Here is a 17,985-nt window from a genome sequence, read left to right as displayed (position 1 = left end):
TATCATAGTATAAGAGAATATCAATAATCTACAGTAATCTAGATGAACGAATAGCATTATATTGCGGTCAGTCGAAGAACAATTTACGATAAACCAGACTTTCTCCTCCACTGCGAAAATCGCCGGGTGTAATGCCGGTTAAACTCCGAAATGCTTTGATAAAGTAGCTTCCACTGGAATATCCAACACGCTCTGCGATCGTTTCAACACTTAAGTTTGTGCCACGAAGCAACTCCATCGCCTTCTCGGTACGAATGCGAGTCAAATAAGCTCCAGGAGTTAAACCTGTGGTGGAGGAAAAGCGGCGAATGAAATGATATTTGGAGAGAGAAACATACTCGGACAGATGATCCATACTGATCATCCTGGAATAGTTGTTTTCAATAAAATCAACGGCTTGTTGGATAGGTTTTGACCAGGTTTCTCTGTTCTGTAGGGTTGTTTTCTGTAATCTAACCAATTCAGTCATGAATTGATATACGCACGAGGACGCCATTAGCGGATCAGTAATTCTGCCTGCTGCGGCATCGGTAACCATCATTCGCAACAAGCGAATCGGAGCACATTCATAAGGAAGATCGGGGATCTCTCCTGATTCACGAAGGAATTTTCGCCAGTGGGGCAGTACAAGCTGAGGTCTGAACAACAAAAAAATGAATTCCCACGGTTCTTGCGAATCCGGAGGATAATAATAGCGATGTGAACTCGGAATTTCGGCCAAAAATGCTTGTCCTGCGGTGACACGATGAACGCGACCTTGTGACTCAAATACACCTTCGCCGGAGAGTGTATACTGGAATAATAGCAATGGTCCATCTGTACGTTCCAATCCGTCCCAGTGATAAGAAGTATCGGTTATTGAATCAGACCCTACTGCAAATAGAACGCAAAGTTGTAGATCGGTGTCCTCAGCGAACCGAAAGCCATAGGTACCTCTGGGTATGTTCATAAATACTTCCTCCTAGTTTAGCTGTCATGATTGAGTTTACTGAATAGTGGTTCATTGATCGTTCTATTGTATCGTATCAAGTTTAAGGAACAACCAAACGAAACCCTCATATCCCACAAATCTTGTTCTATTCAAATTAATTGCATCTCCTGTGAAGTGTCAATCAGATCCAGGGCCATACCGTAAAACTCATCAAAATGCATGAATGAATATTTTTAATGACCACTTTACATACTACACAGGTAATAAAAACGACATTTAGGAGGTTTTACCTTGAATCAATTTTCACAAACTCAACAAATCACGCAGTTAGCTCAACAGCTTACTCAACAGACGCAACAAGCATCCATGCAATATCAACAGCTTTTGAGACAAGAGCAGAGCAATGCTGAGCAATTGAACCAAATCGCACAGCGGGAGCAGCAAGCAGCTCATATCATTCAAACAGCTCTTCAAGGGCATCAAACGGCAATCCAACAATTACAACAAATTGCAAACATTGCTGGGCAAATTGCGCATACAGCAACTCAGAATGTATCTCACATAGAACAACCGTATAACAATCCACTGATTGGTTCCCCTGCTTCAACTTATGGAAACTTCAGCAACCAAAATCGTCAGTAGGATATTGGCATTAGCCAAAAGTAATGAAGCAAAAAAAGGAACCCATAACGTGGGTTCCTTTTTAGTGTGTTACATGCTCGATAAGTCAGTATTTACTTGACCATCTTAAGCATTTAAATCATACAAACCAGGACTATGCTCGTTAGGAAGCTCTGGCATATAGGGCAACGGAAATCCCTGTGGTGGCTCCGTGACTTGCAGCTCACCGCCATTACGACTTGGGGATTGTCCGCTATATATTTCAGCAATCCGTGTCTGGTCTAAGCGGAAGTTAAATTGTGCATTATGGTAACCGAGATCAACGTACTTCTGGCATTCCGGATACTTGTTAATATCGTAGTTGGGAACAGGGAACAATTTTCCCCAATTGACGCCAAGTGTTTCCAGAGCCTTCGCAAATGCATTTTGATGAGCGTTATCACGAACAATCAGGAAACCTAACGTTTCACGGAACGCTTTGTTAGTGCTCATTTCGTAGATTCTTGTTTTTTGCAGTACACCTGTTGACTCCAATACAACGTTATCCAGCAAATTACTAACGAGGTTGCCGTGATCGTATACATAATTGCCAAGCCACGGATTCCCTCCAGCATCTACGGGCAGTGAGCTCTGTGCTCCCATAATGTAATGATGAGGGTTGGCATGTTTGATTGCTTCGTCCAGCGGAGCACCGTCGATACCGGCTTGACCAGCACCTTCAGCACCTGCACCAGTCAACAATTGATTAATCGTTTGTTGCACCAATTCAATATGACTTAATTCCTCCAGAAATACACCCCGAAGGAGGTCTCTATACTGTGTCGCTTGGCCACGGAAATTACTGCTCTGGAAAAAAAACTGCATCATCGTCCGCATTTCGCCGAACTGACCCCCAAGTGTTTCTTGCAGCACTTTTGCTGCAGCTGGGTCGGGTTTGTCTGGAACGATCATATTAATTAGGTCTTCTTTATAGAAAAACATAGTTGTCCTCCAATCAAGTAAGTTACAGGGTTAGTCTTTTCCTTCCTTCTCAATTTATGTGAATGGATCCACTAACAAAGTTTGGTTACTTGATTATGAATATTATTTTACTTTAAGGGAGACGATATGTCGGGTAAAAAACGATCACAAGATCTGGAGGGGAAATAAAAAATGGGTATTTTGAGTGGTAATCCGAAAAAAGAGCCGATGCACTACGGAGAAATTTTCAGTGTGTGGGAATGTTCGATGATGGCAAAAGGAGCAGTGTCTTGTTATCAGGCTTATTTGAATCATGCGGGTGACAAGGATCTGAAAAAAATACTGGATGATTTATTGGATCAAGCCAAACTTGAAATTAAAGAATGCGATACGTTACTTACGGAGAATGGTATTGCACCTGCACCAACATTGCCGGAAAGACCGCCCGTTAAGTTGGAAGATATTCCGGCTGGAGCTAGATTTACAGACCCTGAAATTGCCGCTAAAGTGGCAGCAGATACGTCTTTGGGGTTAGTTGCAGCGAGTCAAGTGATAGGTCAATCCATTCGGGAAGATATCGGAGCTTTGTTTGCCAAATATCATGTAACCAAGACAGCACTAGGTGTGCGGATTTTGCAAATGAACAAAGAGAAGGGCTGGCTCATTCCGCCACCACTTCAGGTGAAAAGACCTGATTCTGACGAGGCTTAAGTAAACCCTTCGAAAAGTCGCTGTGAAGCGGCTTTTTGTTTTTTATGGTATGCATGTGCATCTGCTCATCATTTGCATTAGCTTGATTTTATTTTGTCCAACATACTACTCTGTTGAAGAATCTGCACTTTTGATATTGGACGGAACATGCTGTTCGCCCCATTCCACAATCGATTCAATCAAAGGCACCAAATGCTGCCCAGAAGATGTTAGTGAATACTCCACTCTAGGTGGAACTTCATTATATTGCTCTCTGTGAACAATGCCATAATCGATCAGGTCTTTCAAACAATTCGTGAGCATCGTACCGGTTATGCCGTAAAGTCTTCTTTTTAATTCATTGTACCGGATCGTTTTACTTTCACTAAGAATCGCTAAGATTGGCAAATTCCACTTGCCACCAATTACCTGAAATGCATAGGTTGCTGGACATAATTGATCCAGATTGAAGTTATATTTCACTTGATAACCTCCATTAGTATACTTTTTTATACTTAGTAAGAAAAATAATAGTACTTGTTGTTAGGATTGCAACTATTATAATCATACTAGAAAGAGCAATCAAATCATTTTTGAAGCTCCGAGAATTCGAAAGGTGTGATTACGAATGGCAAATGGACCTATGATGTGTGACTTAGCGACAGGCGTATGTGGCCCTGGTGATGAAGATATGATACAAGAGGTGGACCTTAATCCATCGGAGAAGAAGATTACTTTATACTACGCGACAGATCCAATCTGTTCGCACTGTTGGGCACTTGAGCCAGTACTGAATCGTTTTATAGAGCAGTATGGTCGGTACGTTGATGTGAGAATCATGATGGGAGGGTTGCTGGCAAGCTGGCAAGGTTTCTCAGATGGAGCTAACGGAATTCAGAAGCCTTCTGATGTTGCAGGTCACTGGAGAGAAGTGGGTGAACATTCTCGGATGCCGATTGATGGCTCAGTGTGGCACACCGATCCGATCCTTTCATCCTATCCTCCATCACGTGTATTCAAGATCATTCAACATACACATAAGGGTATGGAAGAGGAATTCTTAAGACGAGCGCGTGAAGCGGTGTTTGTATTCAATCGGAATATTGGCGATGATCAAGTGCTTGTGGATATAGTGAACCAACTCGGCTTAGATGGTAAACAAATTGTGGAAGAGGCCAGTCAGCAGTCTGCACAGGATCTGTTGGAAGAAGACTTTGAGATGGTTGCTCGCCTAGGTGTTAGAGGTTTTCCATCCGTTGTGATGGTGAATGAAGAGAACAAAGGCATCAAAGTAGTCGGAGCACGCTCTCTAGACACGTATGTACAAGCGCTTCAGCAGATCACAGAGCGTGAAGTTACGCCTAGAGCCATTCCAAGCTTATCGAACAAGTTGAAAGAGACACACATGCTCTTCTCCAAAGAGATCGAAGTGATGTATGACCTGGAGCAACATGCGGTAGAGGCATTTATCACATCTGAATTGGCTCCGAATACCTATGAAACTCAACAGATTCTGGGTGAACTCTACGTGGTGCAGCGATAACATAGAAGGAATCTACTTCTGCATATGAAAACGACTATTAATAAATCGACGTCTAGTTGTCGGTTTATTTTTTTGTCTACGAATGAAATGCATCGTCAAAATATGTTTGATTTTATAAATTGACTAGACTTGAATAGATTTGATTTATCGTACATAACTGAGTAACATTAGACTCATTGTCAATACCGACAGAATGCAAGATTACCCAAAGGAGAAATGAACATGTTTTTTAGAAAAATCGGTTATACGTTGTTAATTATCCTGGCTGCACTGGTGTTCTCAGGTTGTACGCCGCAGTCGCTTCTGGATCAGACTACGGCTTCACAGGATATGGGATTTGATGAGGTCGCCAAGTATATATCGGAGCACAATGCACTCCCGCCGAACTACATTACGAAGAAAGAAGCCAGAGCATTGGGCTGGGTACCAAGCGAAGGGAATTTACAAGAAGTTGCTCCAGGCAAAAGCATCGGCGGGGATGTGTTTAGAAATCGAGAAGGCCTGTTACCGAGTAAGAAAGGTCGAACGTGGTATGAAGCTGACATCCATTATTCAGGTGGAAGACGTGGAAGTGATCGAATCTTATATTCAAACGACGGATTAATCTATAAGACAACAGACCATTATGAATCATTTGAGCAGTTAAAATAACGGAGGGCATTATGAATATCATTCAGATTGATGGAGAGCAATTACTTGCGAGAGATGAACTGCATGCCATGCTTCAGGCGAAGCTTGAATTGGGGGAACACTACGGACGTAACTTAGACGCGCTGTGGGACTACTTAACAGGGGAAGTGAGCATGCCGCTCACCATTCAGTGGGTTCATTTCGAGAAGAGTAGACAAGTGCTAGGAGGATACGCTGACCAAGTCATTGATTTGATGCGCGAGGTAGAAGATGAGATCGAAGGATTCACATTGGAATTGAAGTAGTGTATCATTTCACAGCAACGCGGGAGCAGTAGCGATGGAGCAGCAATATACGGGGTGGATTAAAGACCGCGTACGATTGTGGACGGGAAATTCAATAGTAAAAATTAAATCGCTTTGTTCCCCATCTAATGATGATTGATGAGTGGTATTAATGGATTAAATCTTCCCAAAACATCGAGTCCAGATCCTTGACTCGATGTTTTGGGCTATTCTTCATACACTTCGCAAACCTCGCAGGCATCAGCTTCTTTCGTACAAGATTGCAGCCATTTACATATTGGATGAAGAACTCCCAGCAGACTTGAACGTATCTCGTCGTTTCTTAATATATCTGCCTGGAGAGGTGCCAACTAATTTGGTAAAACTCCGAATAAAATTGGCGTAATCACTAAAGCCCGATTGAAAGCACGTATCTGTAATGCTCATCCCTTCAGAAAGGTGGAATTTGGCAAGCTCAATTCGCCGACCCAGGATGTAGGAGCGGAGAGTTAGTCCGGTGTGCTTTTTAAACTGGCGACTGATGGAAGTGCTGTTCATATAGAACTCTTCGGCAAGTTTACCTAGCGTAATATCTTGCGTGATATGCTCTTCAATATACTCCATAGTGTTACGTACCAGTTCTGGCATGATGTCGTGAGGCACAAAAGAATTGTTGTGAAACCATACATTCAGCATAATCAGCAATTGGGCAGTTGCTGCATTCAGTTTGATATCTGTACCATAAGCATCGGAAGCACGTAATTCTTCAATTTGTTCGGTCCATTGTAACAACTGCTGCAGACGATCTTCGTCCAGATGAATCATGTTGTCTTTTCCCTTGGGTCGATAATCGAAGCAGGATGATAAATTAGTTGAAGGTGTAGATAGTTGATGTAGATACGTTTTCTTAAGATTAATCGTAATTCGTTCATACTCCGTTTCATCTAAAATAAATGCACGGTGCATCTCCTGAGGTGACATAACGAGCAGATCACCCCGCTCCATATGGTAACAGCGATTTTCTACATAAAAATGAACATTGCCACGAAGGAAGAGATAAATTTCATAGGCATTATGTCGATGATAGATCGTTTCCAGTTTATAGGTCGTCACTCGGTGCTGATACAGAAGCTCAGGTTGAATGGGATCGTAAAAATATTCAGAGGATCCGTTCATAGCGCACCTCCCGTCATTTCACGCAATAAATAGAGCAGATTAAGCAATGAAATTGTACTCAGCTTACCTTAAAATGTAATCATCCTATCACGAAGCTGTTTTCATTGCAAACGCTTACTAATATACGATTCAAACCTGATGTATATCGAATGACTTAGAGCTGCCATGATCAAACCATCCGAGGGGGAATGAATGAAATGAATCATCATGTTACTCCACAAGCTGGCAAGCAGAAGGAAGGCACGGTTGAACCTGCCCAACCTGAATTGCAACCAAAGGAAATCGGCAAGCTTCGTCCGAATGCTAATCCGTTGATGGCGCATAAATTTGGAGCTGATCCTTATGCACTGGTGTTCAATAATCGAGTGTATATATATATGACCAGTGACAAACTCGAGTATGACTCGGACGGGATACCCCAGAAAAACAGTTATAGTTCAATTAACCGGATTACAGTGATCTCGTCAGAGGATCTGATCAACTGGACTGATCATGGTGAGATCAGAGTTGCAGGCTCTCAAGGCGCAGCAACATGGGCTTCACAGTCTTGGGCTCCGGCGGCCGCCCATCGGAAGCTAGACGGACAGGATTGCTTCTTTCTTTATTTCGCTAATAACGCCAGCGGTATAGGTGTATTGTCTGCACCAACACCTGTTGGGCCTTGGACAGATCCTATAGGGAAAGCACTCGTGACAAGAGAAACCCCAGGGGTAGAAGATGTCACCTGGCTCTTCGATCCGGCTGTGCTTGTTGAAGATCATCAAGCGTATCTATATTTTGGAGGCGGAGTGCCTGAAGGGAAATCAGAAAGACCTGATACAGCCCGTGTAATGCGATTGGGAGATGACATGATCAGCGTGACTGGTAAAGCTAAGGTCATTCCAGCTCCTTTTATGTTCGAGGATTCAGGGATACATAAGCATCAACATATCTACTACTATACGTATTGCTCTAATTTTCATGAAGTTGATCGTGCAGAGAGTGATCCACCACCGGGTGAGATTGCCTATATGACGAGTACTCAGCCCATGGGGCCTTGGACGTATCAAAGCACAATTCTTCAAAATCCAGGTCATTTCTTCGGGATTGGCGGCAATAATCATCATGCCATTATTCAATTAGCGGATCAATGGTACATCGCCTACCATGCTCAGACGCTCTGCCAAGCGATGGATATTCCAGAAGGTTATCGCTCTACGCATATCAATCGTATTGAATATGAAGAAACGACGGGCAGATTGAAGGCAATCCAGGCGGATTATCAAGGTGTAAGTCAGCTTCACTCCTTCGATCCATATCAAGCCATTAGTGGGGCAACCATTGGCTGGAGCGCAGGGGTGAACACGTTGCAATTAACTAGCGCCGATCATGGGCTAACATCAGCATCTGATGTGGTTGTAAGTAAACTGCATGGGGGGAGCTGGATTGCGATCTCGAATGTAAATTTTGGGGAAGATGGTGCGTCTGGTTTTACAGCGTTGCTCTCTAACCAAGGAGAAGCAGCTACGCTCGAACTACGACTTGATCGTGAAGACGGGCCAATTGTGGGTAAGGTTGCTATTCCCTCAACGAGTGAAGCCTATCAATGGAATGTGCAGTCAACTGCAATTGCTGGTTCGCAAGGGACTCATGATCTGTATATCGTCCTTCGAGCATCTTCGGATCATTCGAGTGCAGTCCTCTTGCAGGAATGGAAGTTCGAGAGAGTTAAATAGAAATAGAACGTAACCTGTGTGTGATTATATACGCTGGAATCAAAATGAGGTGAACACAAAGCATGTATTCAAATCCAATTATCTGGGCTGATTACCCAGATATTGATATCATCCGGGTAGAGGATACGTACTATATGGTCAGCACAACGATGCATATGATGCCAGGTTGCGTTATCCTGCGGTCGTATGATCTGATTCATTGGGAAGTAGCCACGCATGTGTACGACAAGCTGGATAACACGCCTGCCCAGCGATTAGAGATTGGTCAACAGATTTATGGTAAAGGCATGTGGGCAGCGTCTCTACGGCATCATCAAGGTATGTTTTATGTTATCTTTGTCGCTAATGATACGCGTAAGACGTATTTGTACACATCACGTACGATAGCAGGTCCTTGGAAGAAGCAAATTGTGCAAGGATTTTATCATGATTGCTCCCTATTCTTTGATGAGGATGAACGAGTCTATCTGGTGCATGGGAATGCCGAGATTCATTTGACCGAGTTAAGCGTAGACCTCTCTGGGCCAAAGCCCGGCGGTATACAGCGGATTATTGTAAAAGACAATCAACCGCACTACCTTGGTTATGAAGGTGCCCATTTCTACAAAATCCAGGGCAAGTATTACGTTTTCCTCATTCATATGACCAAGGCAGCAGGACGGAGGACACAGGCATTTTATATGGCCGACGCCTTGGATAGTGAGTTTGTAGGCGGGGAAGTGTTTAACGATGACATGGGATATTTCAATTCAGGTGTAGCTCAAGGAGGTATTGTCGATACGCCGAACGGAGATTGGTATGCCATGTTGTTTCAGGATCATGGAGCGGTAGGGCGAATTCCTGTGCTGGTGCCACTACAATTCAAGCAAGGTACTCCGGTATTTGCGAATGAAGCCCCCAAATCCATCGATATTGCGAGCACAAGGCCGGGGTATGCGTATAGACCACTTGTTGGGAGTGACCGCTTTGAGTACACCGCACAGGAAGACGGCAAGGTGCGTCTTCAGGACATTTGGCAGTGGAATCACACACCGCATGACGAGCTCTGGTCAGTCACAGAAGTGCCGGGAGTTTATCGAATCCGCACGGGTCAGCTTAGTCCGAATCTGATCTTTGCCGTAAATACACTAACTCAGCGTTCCATGGGGCCTGCTTGTGAAGCAACGGTTACGCTGGATGGCAGTGGTTTGAATGATGGAGATTATGCTGGTTTATGCTTCCTGATCGGCACGTATAGTCTGATTGCACTCACCAAAAAGGAAGGTCAGTATTACCTTGTTATGCAGGCGAGAGAGAGCGAAGATTCGAGCATATTTGGTAATTTGATTGATGAGGAGCCAGCAACAGAGCATGCGCGGATTCCCATAGATGGATCGACGGTTACATTACTAGCGACAGGGAATTTTGTAGATAACCAGGATGAGTGTTCTTTTGGCTATTGGGACGGTACAGCGTGGAAGAGTCTCGGCATCACTCACCGAATGTTCTATAAGCTAGATCATTTCATGGGTTGCCGTATCGGTCTGTTTCTGTACTCCACGGAAATGATCGGAGGCACAGCTGACTTTTCAAATTTCAATTATCATATCAAGTAATCAAACAATGTACGACGCATACGGATAAAAGTCGCCCAATGGCGGCTTTTTCGTTACTCCTGCCATGACAGAAGTTGTACAATGATGGAGATTCCAGATAATAGAAAAATGAATGTGTTCATTCCAATCGAACTGGGGGCATGTCGTCGTGAATAATAGATGGCTGTACAGATCTAGGTGGACCTTGATCATCGTTCTTGCTGTGTGCATTCCCGCTGGCCATACACAAGGGAATTCTGGGCAATTTCATTCCTCGTCTGACGGACAACAGCAACGATCTTCAACGGTGTTAGGGAAGTATGAACCACCCATTAAAGTCTCTTTTGTAAGGGAAAGCGGAGAAGACTTGCAGCGAATGATTGATCAGTTGCCTGATGAAACCCTTACGAACAATCGTTGGACTCGTTTATATGAACAAGAACTTGGCATTCAAATTCACTATGATTGGATTGCTACTGGTGATGTATATCATCAAAAAATGGGGGTATCCCTTGCGGCAGGTCGTTTCCCGGATGTAGTCAAAGTGAATCCATATCAGCTCAGGCAGTTAAGCAACGCTGGATTGATTGAAGATCTGACCGAAGTATACCGGACACACGCTTCTCCTTTAACGAAAAAAATATTAGAAGCGGAGGGAAGGGGAGCGTTCGATGCTGCCACGATTGACGGTAACCTAATGGCTATTCCGGAATCCTCCTCTTCCATTGAAACAGCGCAATATCTATGGATCAGAACGGATTGGTTGGAAAGGCTAGGTCTTCAGCCGCCTGAAACGATAGAAGATCTGCTTCACATATCGAAAGCGTTTACAGAACAAGATCCTAACGGAAATGGCAGACAGGATACGTATGGATTAGCATTAACTAGCTATTTATGGGATCCCGTAATGGGCGCTACAGGATTCATGGCGGGTTACGGAGCTTACCCCAGTATATGGATCATAGATAAGAATGGCGATCTTACGTATGGAGGCATACAACCTGAAGTGAGAACAGCGCTGGAGGTATTGCAGAAGTTGTATCTCGAAGGCCAGATTGATCCAGATTTTTCTTACAAAAACGGAAGTAAGGCGTACCGCTTAGTTCAGGACGGGCAGATTGGCATGCTCTATGGTGAACAGTGGGCACCATTTATGCTACAGACGACTCGTGATACAGATCCTGATGCGCAGTGGCAGGCTTATCCTATTGTGGCTGAGTCTAACCGTGCCCTTTTGGTACCACTTCGTTCCAACACAGGACAGTACTTTGCAGTAAAAAAAGGCTTTGCTTATCCAGAGATTGTCGTAAAGCTTATGAACATGCATCTGGACAAAAATTGGGGTGAGGAAGCCGAATATGAAACGTACTACAATGACGATTCACGGGCTGTATGGATGCTATCCCCAGTAACGCCTTTTCCCGGCACCAAAAATATGGATGCCTATCTTCAGATTCGCGACGCCAGAGTGACTGGAGATTTCTCGAGCTTGGAGAACGAAGCGCTTGCGATCCATAAACGAATTGTTGCTTATGAATCAGAAGGCTTGAAGAGCGGATGGGGTTGGAAACAAACGTATGGTCCGACAGGTGCCTTTAGCATTGCGGATACCTATGATCAGAATGGACAGCTGTTAAATGACGAATTTACCGGCGGAATAACCGACACAATGATTGATCGGCAAACCATTCTTCGTGATCTGCAACTTGAGGCTTATATGAATATTATTCTCGGCTCCCCCATAGATGAGTTCGATCAATTCGTTCAGAATTGGCGCAAGCTGGGTGGGGATGAAATCACATCAGAGGTGAATGCATGGTTCAAAAAGAGGTGATTTCTTCAACCTTCATATCAGGAGGTGAACGTATTGTTGAAGATACCTGCCAAGTCGTGGCTCAACAGTATTTTTGTACGATTAATTATGACGTATCTGATCTTTGTATTGCCGTTGATTCTTCTGGGTGTGTATTTGTACCACTGGAGCTACGATACAGCAAGCCAGGAAATCTCCTTGTCCACGGATAGGCGATTGAGTCAATATGCAACCGAGCTGAGCAGGGAGATTGAATGGTTGGAATTGCAGCAGTTTGATATCGCAGAGGATCGTAAATTGAATCGTCTTGCGATCCTCTGGGACATGATGGAGCAGGTCGATCGACGCGAAACATTAGGTTATTTAACCGAACGTCTGGCTGCCTTCAAAAACAGCAGTTCGTATATTAAGAATGTTTATGTACATATCCCATTAGTCAACAAGAGCATTTCGGCTACACAAGGCATTGATGAATTGGATAAGGACTCCTTTGATTACTTTAGCTTGGCATTACCTGAAGAGGACTCTCGATTTACTGTAAAAGACGATACCTTGAACCTAAGTGCTGTAAGACTAACGGGAAAAAGAGGTGAGCTTCCTCTATTCGTGATCCAGGTGGAGCTCGATACATCACAAATTCAACATGAATTAACAGCGCTTAATCTATACCCAGAGAGTGCCACACTGCTGATCGAGGATAGAACAGGACACGCCATCTCGGATCCACAGCAGCGAGACGTCATTCTTGCCAGTTACCGTGATTATAGTCAGAAGAAGCTGCAGGGTAACTATCGCAAAAAGGTGGACGGCATTATGTACCATGTGAATCAGCTTCACATCGATCAGTTGGGATTATCCGTGGCGACGTATCTGCCTGAGAAAATCGTAACCAAACCACTCAGCAGGTTCAATCAGTGGGCCTGGATTTTTGCGATAACATCCTTTATTGCGGTCGCAGCTTTTCTCTACTCCAGCTATCGGTTGATACACATCCCTTTACTGTTATTGGTCAAGAGGTTCAAGAAAATGGAGGGAGGCGTGCTCGATATTCCGATCATCCATCATCGCACAGATGAATTTGGATTTTTGTATGCCCGCTTCAACCACATGATTGAAAATCTACAGCAACTGATTGACCGTGACTTCAAAAAAACAATGATGATGCAGCGTGCTGAATTGAAGCAACTCCAATCTCAGATTAATCCTCATTTTCTGTACAATAGCTTCTTCATTCTAAACTCCCTTGCCAGAACAGGAGAAACGGAGCGGATCGAGCAGTTTACGAATATGCTTGGTGAATACTTTCGCTTCATCACCCGCAACGGCACTGATTATGTACCATTAAAAGAGGAGGTCGAGCATTCACGAATATATACCGATATTCAGCAATTGCGATTCTCTAGACGAATTAAAATGGAGTTCGGGCAAGTGCCATCTGGCATGGAACATATACAGGTACCCAGACTGATTATACAACCGATTATTGAGAATGCTTACGAACATAGTCTTGAGAGAAATACAAGTATGGGGCTCTTACGCGTTCAATTTCATATGGAAGCTACGTATGCCGAGATCATCGTGGAGGACAATGGCAGGGAGTTGCAACATACAGATATCATGCTGCTTCAAGCACGAATTCGCAACGAGGCCGGTGCGGACGAAATGACCGGACTAACGAATATTCACAGACGTCTAGTTCTGACTTATGGGGAAGAAAGCGGTCTGTTTCTATCCCGTAGCGAGTTACAGGGCTTGAAAGTTACGATTCGAATCCAATGGAAAGAGGGGGGAAAGGAATGTATCGACTTCTGATTGTGGATGATGAGGAGATCATTACAGACAGTCTATATGAAACATTTGCCAGGCATATGCCAGATCAACTTGACGTATGCAAAGCCTATTCGGCCTCAGAAGCATTGAACTGGATGCGGCGGAGTAGAATCGATATTGTGCTTACAGACATCCGTATGCCAGGCATGAGCGGGCTGGAACTCACTCAAGAGATTCAGACTCATTGGCCGCAATGTCGCATTATTTTTCTGACAGGACACAGCGATTTTGATTATGCGTACAAAGCGCTGCAAATGCCCAATGTACGTTATTTGCTCAAAACGGAAGGCTACGACAAAGTGCTAACATTTGTGGAACAGGTGATGGAAGAAATCAGGCAGAGTCACCACATGCTTGAAGGGCTGGAACGGTCACGTGAACTGCATATTCAGCTGGCTGTGTTCCAGCAGGAGGAGTATGTACGTCAATTACTCCAGGACTGTAACTCTGCTCCATTCTCTCTGTCTGAGATGTCTGAAATGCAAACTGAACTGACTAAGAGAAACATCGAATTGCAGGCGGATGCTCCGGTATATCTGGTGCTTGGTCGATTGAACAAACCGCTAGATGCTGGAACGGATCTCAGACAGGTTCAGGATTCCGTCCGTATTATTGGCTCTTCGTTATTAAGTGAACAAGCAACGTATGTTAGCGTATCGGATCATTACGGTGATGTCGTCTGGCTGCTCCAGCCCATAAGAGAGAAGGGTTACGAACCCAATCCGTTCACTAGCTATATTGAGGGTACGTTGGAGCTTGTACAGGCAGCTTGCTTCGCTTCTCTTGACATGTCCATAGCGTTTACATTAAGTGGGCGCGCATGTGCTTGGTCACAGATTTCTAGGCAATATGAACGGCTAAGATTGCTGCAGTGGATGAAGATTGGCGATGGGGTATCCATGGTGTTGACCGATATTTATGAAGGTTTTACTGCTGGGGCTGTGAAAGACCCGGTTCGAATCTCAAGCCGTATAGACGTCATGTCAGGATATTTGGAAACCGGACGATTTCAATCCTTTTATGACATATTTGAAGAGCTTGCGGGTGAACTAATGCTACAGGACATGACGATGGAACGAGCGATGGAGACCTACTATCATCTGGCGCTGTTGCTGTACTCGACGTGCAATCGGTGGGGGCTTCAACAGGATACAGCTGACCAACGAAGCTTGCTGCAACTCGGCGATTATACCTGCATGAAAGATGCAGTGCAGTCTCTATACCGCACTGCGGATGAATTGGTACATTTCAAGCGATCAACAGAAGAGGAACGCACAAACCTGGTAATCCAGACATTAGGCTGTTATATCAAGGATAATTTAGAGAAGGATCTCTCCCTAGTGAGATTGGCAGAACTGAATCATTTTAACCCATCCTATCTGTCCAGACTTTTCAAACAAGAGATGGGGATCAATCTGTCAGAGTATATCGACGACTGCCGTATTCGTAAAGCGAAGGAGTTATTGCATAAGTCGGATTTAATGGTGCGCGAGGTGGCACTACAGGTTGGTTATGAAGCTGCTCATTCCTTTACCCGCCTCTTCAAGAAGCTGACGGGGATGACGCCCCAGGAATACCGTGAATCACTGTTAGTGCGCTAGATGTAATAATGAGTAACAGCTATACAAATTATTAATCATGATAAGCGGGATATAGAATACCCACGAGACGCTGGCTGAGACGAGGGCTAGCGTCTCGTGGGTAGGGGGATGCCAATTTATTTACTTCAATTATGTGCATATAGATCCTGACAATCCATGCCTAAGCGGTGTGGATTTTTTGCCTTCGATATGCATTGGGGCTTGATCCCGTATAAGCCTTGAACTTTTTGTAGAACCAGTCGATATCCTTATAGCCTACACCAACAGCAATTTCGTAAATTCGCAGATCCGTGGATAAGAGAAGCTGTTTTGCTTTTTCCATCCGCTGCTGCAGCATGTAATCATTGAAGGACATCTTCTCTTCAAGCTTAAACTTCTGTCCGAGATATGCACAGTTAAAATGCAGCATATCCGATATTTTTTTTAGTGTGATCTCATCACTCAGATGATCCCTTACATACGTTTTGACAATTCGAATCACATGACTGGAGTCCATCGCTTTGCCATTAATTTGAATGGGCGGCGTGAGAGCTGCTGTTTTCTTCATTGGCTCTGGTTCCAGCTTCGTACGTAGTTGATGCAGACTAGTGAGCAGGGCGGGTGTACTGACAGGAGAAGTCAAGTAATCATTCACCTGATATATTAACGCCTTGCGTACAAGCTTGAAGTGATCCCTCCCACCGATAATAAGGATAGGGATTTCGCTTATTTTTCGAATGTGATGACATAGCCACAACCCAGCGGTATCATACCGCTCTGTATGTATGACAACGACAGTAAAGTCCTGTTTAAACATAGCGGTCAGAGCAGCTGCTGAGTCAAAGACGCAATCCCCAATCGTATAGTCTGATTTGCTGTGTTGTAACAGGTGTTGAAGCTCTCTGCACAAACGACGACTATAATCCACAAGTAATAAGTTGTACATGAAGCCAAACCTCACCTTCTCCTGAATTTTCAACCGATAGTTCCACTGAAATAAGGCTTACCTTCATTATGAGAACAAAAGAAAGCGCATACAATGTCCATATTTTTGCAGATGGTGCATTTCTTTACCATTTGAAGGTGTAACACTTCGATATTGGCTAAAAAGTAAGGTGTTCTATAGTCCATCGGGGTAAATACCTGTATTTTGGCGGGTTGTTTGCGCTTTCATATGAGCGATACACTTTGAGAGCAAACGACATTAGGGGGGAAGACGATGAGAAAAAACAAGTTTATGTTATTGAGTTTGGTATGTGCACTGATGTTATTGATTGCTGCATGTAGTTCCGCACCTACGGCTCAGCCTGAGCCGGAAACACCCGCACCACAAGAGCAAGAGGAACAAACAGGCGAAGCAGAGCCGAAGAATGAATTATCCACGCCGGAGATGGATTTTGACATGGGCGGCAGAACGATCAAAGTTGTTGCCTGGTGGGACATGGAAATTACAGATAACAATCCGGATAACATTCAGCGCATTGAAAATCTAGAAGCATTGAAGAAAAAGCATAACTTCGAGATTGAATACGTCTCGATTGACTTTGGAGAATATCAAGAAAAAGTGGTCGCTTCTCTGATGGCGGGCGAACCGCTTGGTGATCTAGTGAGGTTAGGAAAAAACTATGCGATTCCAGCGTTGACCAAACAAGATCTGTTGTGGCCGGTGGATGATTATGTAAAGAACGACAAGGTATTCAATCAGAAAACGACCAAGGAATATATGCAATACGAAGGCAAAGGTTATGGATTTACTGAAGATAAGTCCTCGTTCATCAATGGAATATTCTATAACCGCACATTAATGCAGGAGCTTGGCTTGAAGCCCTTACAGGAATATGTTGATGCAGATGAGTGGAATTGGGATACGTTCATTAGTGTTGCTAAGCAGGCGAATCAGGATCGCAATAACGACGGTAAGCTGGATACATGGGGATTAGCACAGACGGGTCTACTTGAACCGATTCTCTACTCGAACGAAGCATCTTTGACGAAAGAGGATAAACAGAACCTGGAAGATCCGAAAACAAAAGAGGCACTGAACTTCCTCTCTAAACTTGCCACAGAGAAGGTTGGCAGAGCGACGGAAGGCGGCGATTGGACGGAGCCAGCAACGTTTTTTCGTCAAGGTAATACGTTGATGTATTCAGGTGCAATGTATGAGGTTAGCGGCATTATGACAGACATGCAGGATTACGACATCGGCTTTGTGCCATTTCCCAAAGGACCGAGTGCGTCAGCTTATCATTCCGGTGAATCACGTTACCAAGCACTAACGATTCCTAAAGCTGCAGAGAATCCTGAGCAACTAATGTATATCTGGGAAAAAATCAATGAAATTGATTCTGTCTATGAATATCCAGAACAATCGACGTTAGAAACAAATTTGGCAGATGAAGCCGACATCAACAATGCCAGAACGGTGGCAGAGGGCATGTTAGTTTTGGATCATAATACGTTCCCTTCCCTGCCTTTCTGGGATTTCGACGCTGAGCTGAAGGAAGGCGTATCGGTATCGACTCTGATCGAGAAATACAAAGCACCATTTCAAGCCGCAATTGATGAGGTTTACCAATAAACTACGCTACGCTATTCAAGTCCCAGGTAGATCGCCTCTAGGACGCGGTCTGCCTGGATT

General features: G+C 44.2%; 16 protein-coding genes. 11 read left to right on the top strand and 5 right to left on the bottom strand.

Going from position 1 to position 17,985, the window contains the following annotated elements; translation table 11 throughout:
* Positions 1-67: 67 nt before the first annotated feature.
* Positions 68-949 carry an AraC family transcriptional regulator gene (locus J2T19_RS04655; RefSeq protein WP_307213651.1) on the bottom strand — a complete coding sequence of 294 codons (882 nt, stop codon included), beginning with the start codon at positions 947-949 and terminating at the stop codon, positions 68-70.
* A gap of 273 nt (positions 950-1,222) precedes the next feature.
* Here J2T19_RS04655 and J2T19_RS04650 point away from each other — a divergent pair, with 273 nt between their 5' ends.
* Positions 1,223-1,573 carry an AMP-dependent synthetase and ligase gene (locus J2T19_RS04650; RefSeq protein ID WP_307213649.1) on the top strand — a complete coding sequence of 117 codons (351 nt, stop codon included), beginning with the start codon at positions 1,223-1,225 and terminating at the stop codon, positions 1,571-1,573.
* A gap of 105 nt (positions 1,574-1,678) precedes the next feature.
* Here J2T19_RS04650 and J2T19_RS04645 read toward each other — a convergent pair whose 3' ends face one another.
* Positions 1,679-2,533: a manganese catalase family protein gene (locus tag J2T19_RS04645; protein WP_307213647.1), complete on the bottom strand. Its 855-nt coding sequence runs from the start codon at positions 2,531-2,533 to the stop codon at positions 1,679-1,681.
* A 171-nt stretch (positions 2,534-2,704) separates the two neighbouring features.
* Between J2T19_RS04645 and J2T19_RS04640 the strand changes: the two genes are divergently transcribed.
* Entirely contained in the window at positions 2,705-3,223 is a 519-nt protein-coding gene (locus J2T19_RS04640) for a DUF3231 family protein (protein WP_307213645.1), read from the top strand.
* A gap of 105 nt (positions 3,224-3,328) precedes the next feature.
* Here J2T19_RS04640 and J2T19_RS04635 read toward each other — a convergent pair whose 3' ends face one another.
* The gene (locus J2T19_RS04635) at positions 3,329-3,685 is read right to left on the bottom strand and encodes a winged helix-turn-helix transcriptional regulator (RefSeq protein ID WP_307213643.1); all 357 of its coding nucleotides are present in this window, start codon (positions 3,683-3,685) and stop codon (positions 3,329-3,331) included.
* A gap of 145 nt (positions 3,686-3,830) precedes the next feature.
* On the opposite strand from J2T19_RS04635, the gene J2T19_RS04630 reads away from it, so the two are divergent.
* From J2T19_RS04630 to J2T19_RS04620, 3 genes are all read left to right on the top strand, one after another.
* Positions 3,831-4,745, top strand: a complete 915-nt coding sequence (locus tag J2T19_RS04630) for a DsbA family protein (protein WP_307213642.1) — start codon at positions 3,831-3,833, stop codon at positions 4,743-4,745.
* A 222-nt stretch (positions 4,746-4,967) separates the two neighbouring features.
* On the top strand, positions 4,968-5,396 hold the full coding sequence (locus J2T19_RS04625; protein ID WP_307213641.1) for a ribonuclease domain-containing protein: 429 nt from the start codon (positions 4,968-4,970) through the stop codon (positions 5,394-5,396).
* Positions 5,397-5,407: 11 nt separating this feature from the next.
* Entirely contained in the window at positions 5,408-5,680 is a 273-nt protein-coding gene (locus tag J2T19_RS04620; RefSeq protein ID WP_307213638.1) for a barstar family protein, read from the top strand.
* 270 nt (positions 5,681-5,950) lie between these two features.
* On the opposite strand, the gene J2T19_RS04615 is transcribed toward J2T19_RS04620, so the two are convergent.
* A complete protein-coding gene (locus J2T19_RS04615) occupies positions 5,951-6,835 on the bottom strand; it encodes an AraC family transcriptional regulator (RefSeq protein ID WP_307213637.1) in 885 nt (294 codons plus the stop codon).
* Positions 6,836-7,032: 197 nt separating this feature from the next.
* Here J2T19_RS04615 and J2T19_RS04610 point away from each other — a divergent pair, with 197 nt between their 5' ends.
* From J2T19_RS04610 to J2T19_RS04590, 5 genes are all read left to right on the top strand, one after another.
* Positions 7,033-8,550: a glycoside hydrolase family 43 protein gene (locus tag J2T19_RS04610; protein ID WP_307213635.1), complete on the top strand. Its 1,518-nt coding sequence runs from the start codon at positions 7,033-7,035 to the stop codon at positions 8,548-8,550.
* A 62-nt stretch (positions 8,551-8,612) separates the two neighbouring features.
* Positions 8,613-10,145, top strand: coding sequence for a glycoside hydrolase family 43 protein (locus J2T19_RS04605; protein ID WP_307213633.1), 1,533 nt, complete (start codon positions 8,613-8,615; stop codon positions 10,143-10,145).
* A 148-nt stretch (positions 10,146-10,293) separates the two neighbouring features.
* Complete coding sequence (locus tag J2T19_RS04600; RefSeq protein WP_307213631.1) at positions 10,294-11,958, top strand: extracellular solute-binding protein; 1,665 nt, start codon at positions 10,294-10,296, stop codon at positions 11,956-11,958.
* A 24-nt stretch (positions 11,959-11,982) separates the two neighbouring features.
* Positions 11,983-13,749, top strand: coding sequence for a sensor histidine kinase (locus tag J2T19_RS04595; protein WP_307213629.1), 1,767 nt, complete (start codon positions 11,983-11,985; stop codon positions 13,747-13,749).
* Entirely contained in the window at positions 13,734-15,368 is a 1,635-nt protein-coding gene (locus tag J2T19_RS04590) for a response regulator (protein ID WP_307213627.1), read from the top strand. Before J2T19_RS04595 ends, J2T19_RS04590 begins: the two co-directional genes overlap by 16 nt.
* 160 nt (positions 15,369-15,528) lie before the next feature.
* Here J2T19_RS04590 and J2T19_RS04585 read toward each other — a convergent pair whose 3' ends face one another.
* Positions 15,529-16,293, bottom strand: coding sequence for a response regulator transcription factor (locus J2T19_RS04585; RefSeq protein ID WP_307213625.1), 765 nt, complete (start codon positions 16,291-16,293; stop codon positions 15,529-15,531).
* A gap of 273 nt (positions 16,294-16,566) precedes the next feature.
* Here J2T19_RS04585 and J2T19_RS04580 point away from each other — a divergent pair, with 273 nt between their 5' ends.
* Entirely contained in the window at positions 16,567-17,925 is a 1,359-nt protein-coding gene (locus J2T19_RS04580) for an extracellular solute-binding protein (protein WP_307213623.1), read from the top strand.
* The last annotated feature ends 60 nt before the right edge of the window (positions 17,926-17,985 follow it).

Source organism: Paenibacillus tundrae (genome assembly GCF_030812775.1).
GTDB lineage: Bacteria > Bacillota > Bacilli > Paenibacillales > Paenibacillaceae > Paenibacillus > Paenibacillus tundrae_A.
The sequence above is the reverse complement of the archived record's forward strand: the minus strand, read 5'-3'. Positions and strand labels throughout refer to the sequence as shown.

Coding starts and splice junctions, on each gene's coding strand:
- J2T19_RS04620 (WP_307213638.1), top strand. CDS start 5,408: ATGAATATCATTCAGATTGATGGAGAGCAATTACTTGCGAGAGATGAA.
- J2T19_RS04585 (WP_307213625.1), bottom strand. CDS start 16,293: ATGTACAACTTATTACTTGTGGATTATAGTCGTCGTTTGTGCAGAGAG.
- J2T19_RS04625 (WP_307213641.1), top strand. CDS start 4,968: ATGTTTTTTAGAAAAATCGGTTATACGTTGTTAATTATCCTGGCTGCA.
- J2T19_RS04655 (WP_307213651.1), bottom strand. CDS start 949: ATGAACATACCCAGAGGTACCTATGGCTTTCGGTTCGCTGAGGACACC.
- J2T19_RS04590 (WP_307213627.1), top strand. CDS start 13,734: ATGTATCGACTTCTGATTGTGGATGATGAGGAGATCATTACAGACAGT.
- J2T19_RS04580 (WP_307213623.1), top strand. CDS start 16,567: ATGAGAAAAAACAAGTTTATGTTATTGAGTTTGGTATGTGCACTGATG.
- J2T19_RS04615 (WP_307213637.1), bottom strand. CDS start 6,835: ATGAACGGATCCTCTGAATATTTTTACGATCCCATTCAACCTGAGCTT.
- J2T19_RS04630 (WP_307213642.1), top strand. CDS start 3,831: ATGGCAAATGGACCTATGATGTGTGACTTAGCGACAGGCGTATGTGGC.
- J2T19_RS04610 (WP_307213635.1), top strand. CDS start 7,033: ATGAATCATCATGTTACTCCACAAGCTGGCAAGCAGAAGGAAGGCACG.
- J2T19_RS04640 (WP_307213645.1), top strand. CDS start 2,705: ATGGGTATTTTGAGTGGTAATCCGAAAAAAGAGCCGATGCACTACGGA.
- J2T19_RS04605 (WP_307213633.1), top strand. CDS start 8,613: ATGTATTCAAATCCAATTATCTGGGCTGATTACCCAGATATTGATATC.
- J2T19_RS04645 (WP_307213647.1), bottom strand. CDS start 2,533: ATGTTTTTCTATAAAGAAGACCTAATTAATATGATCGTTCCAGACAAA.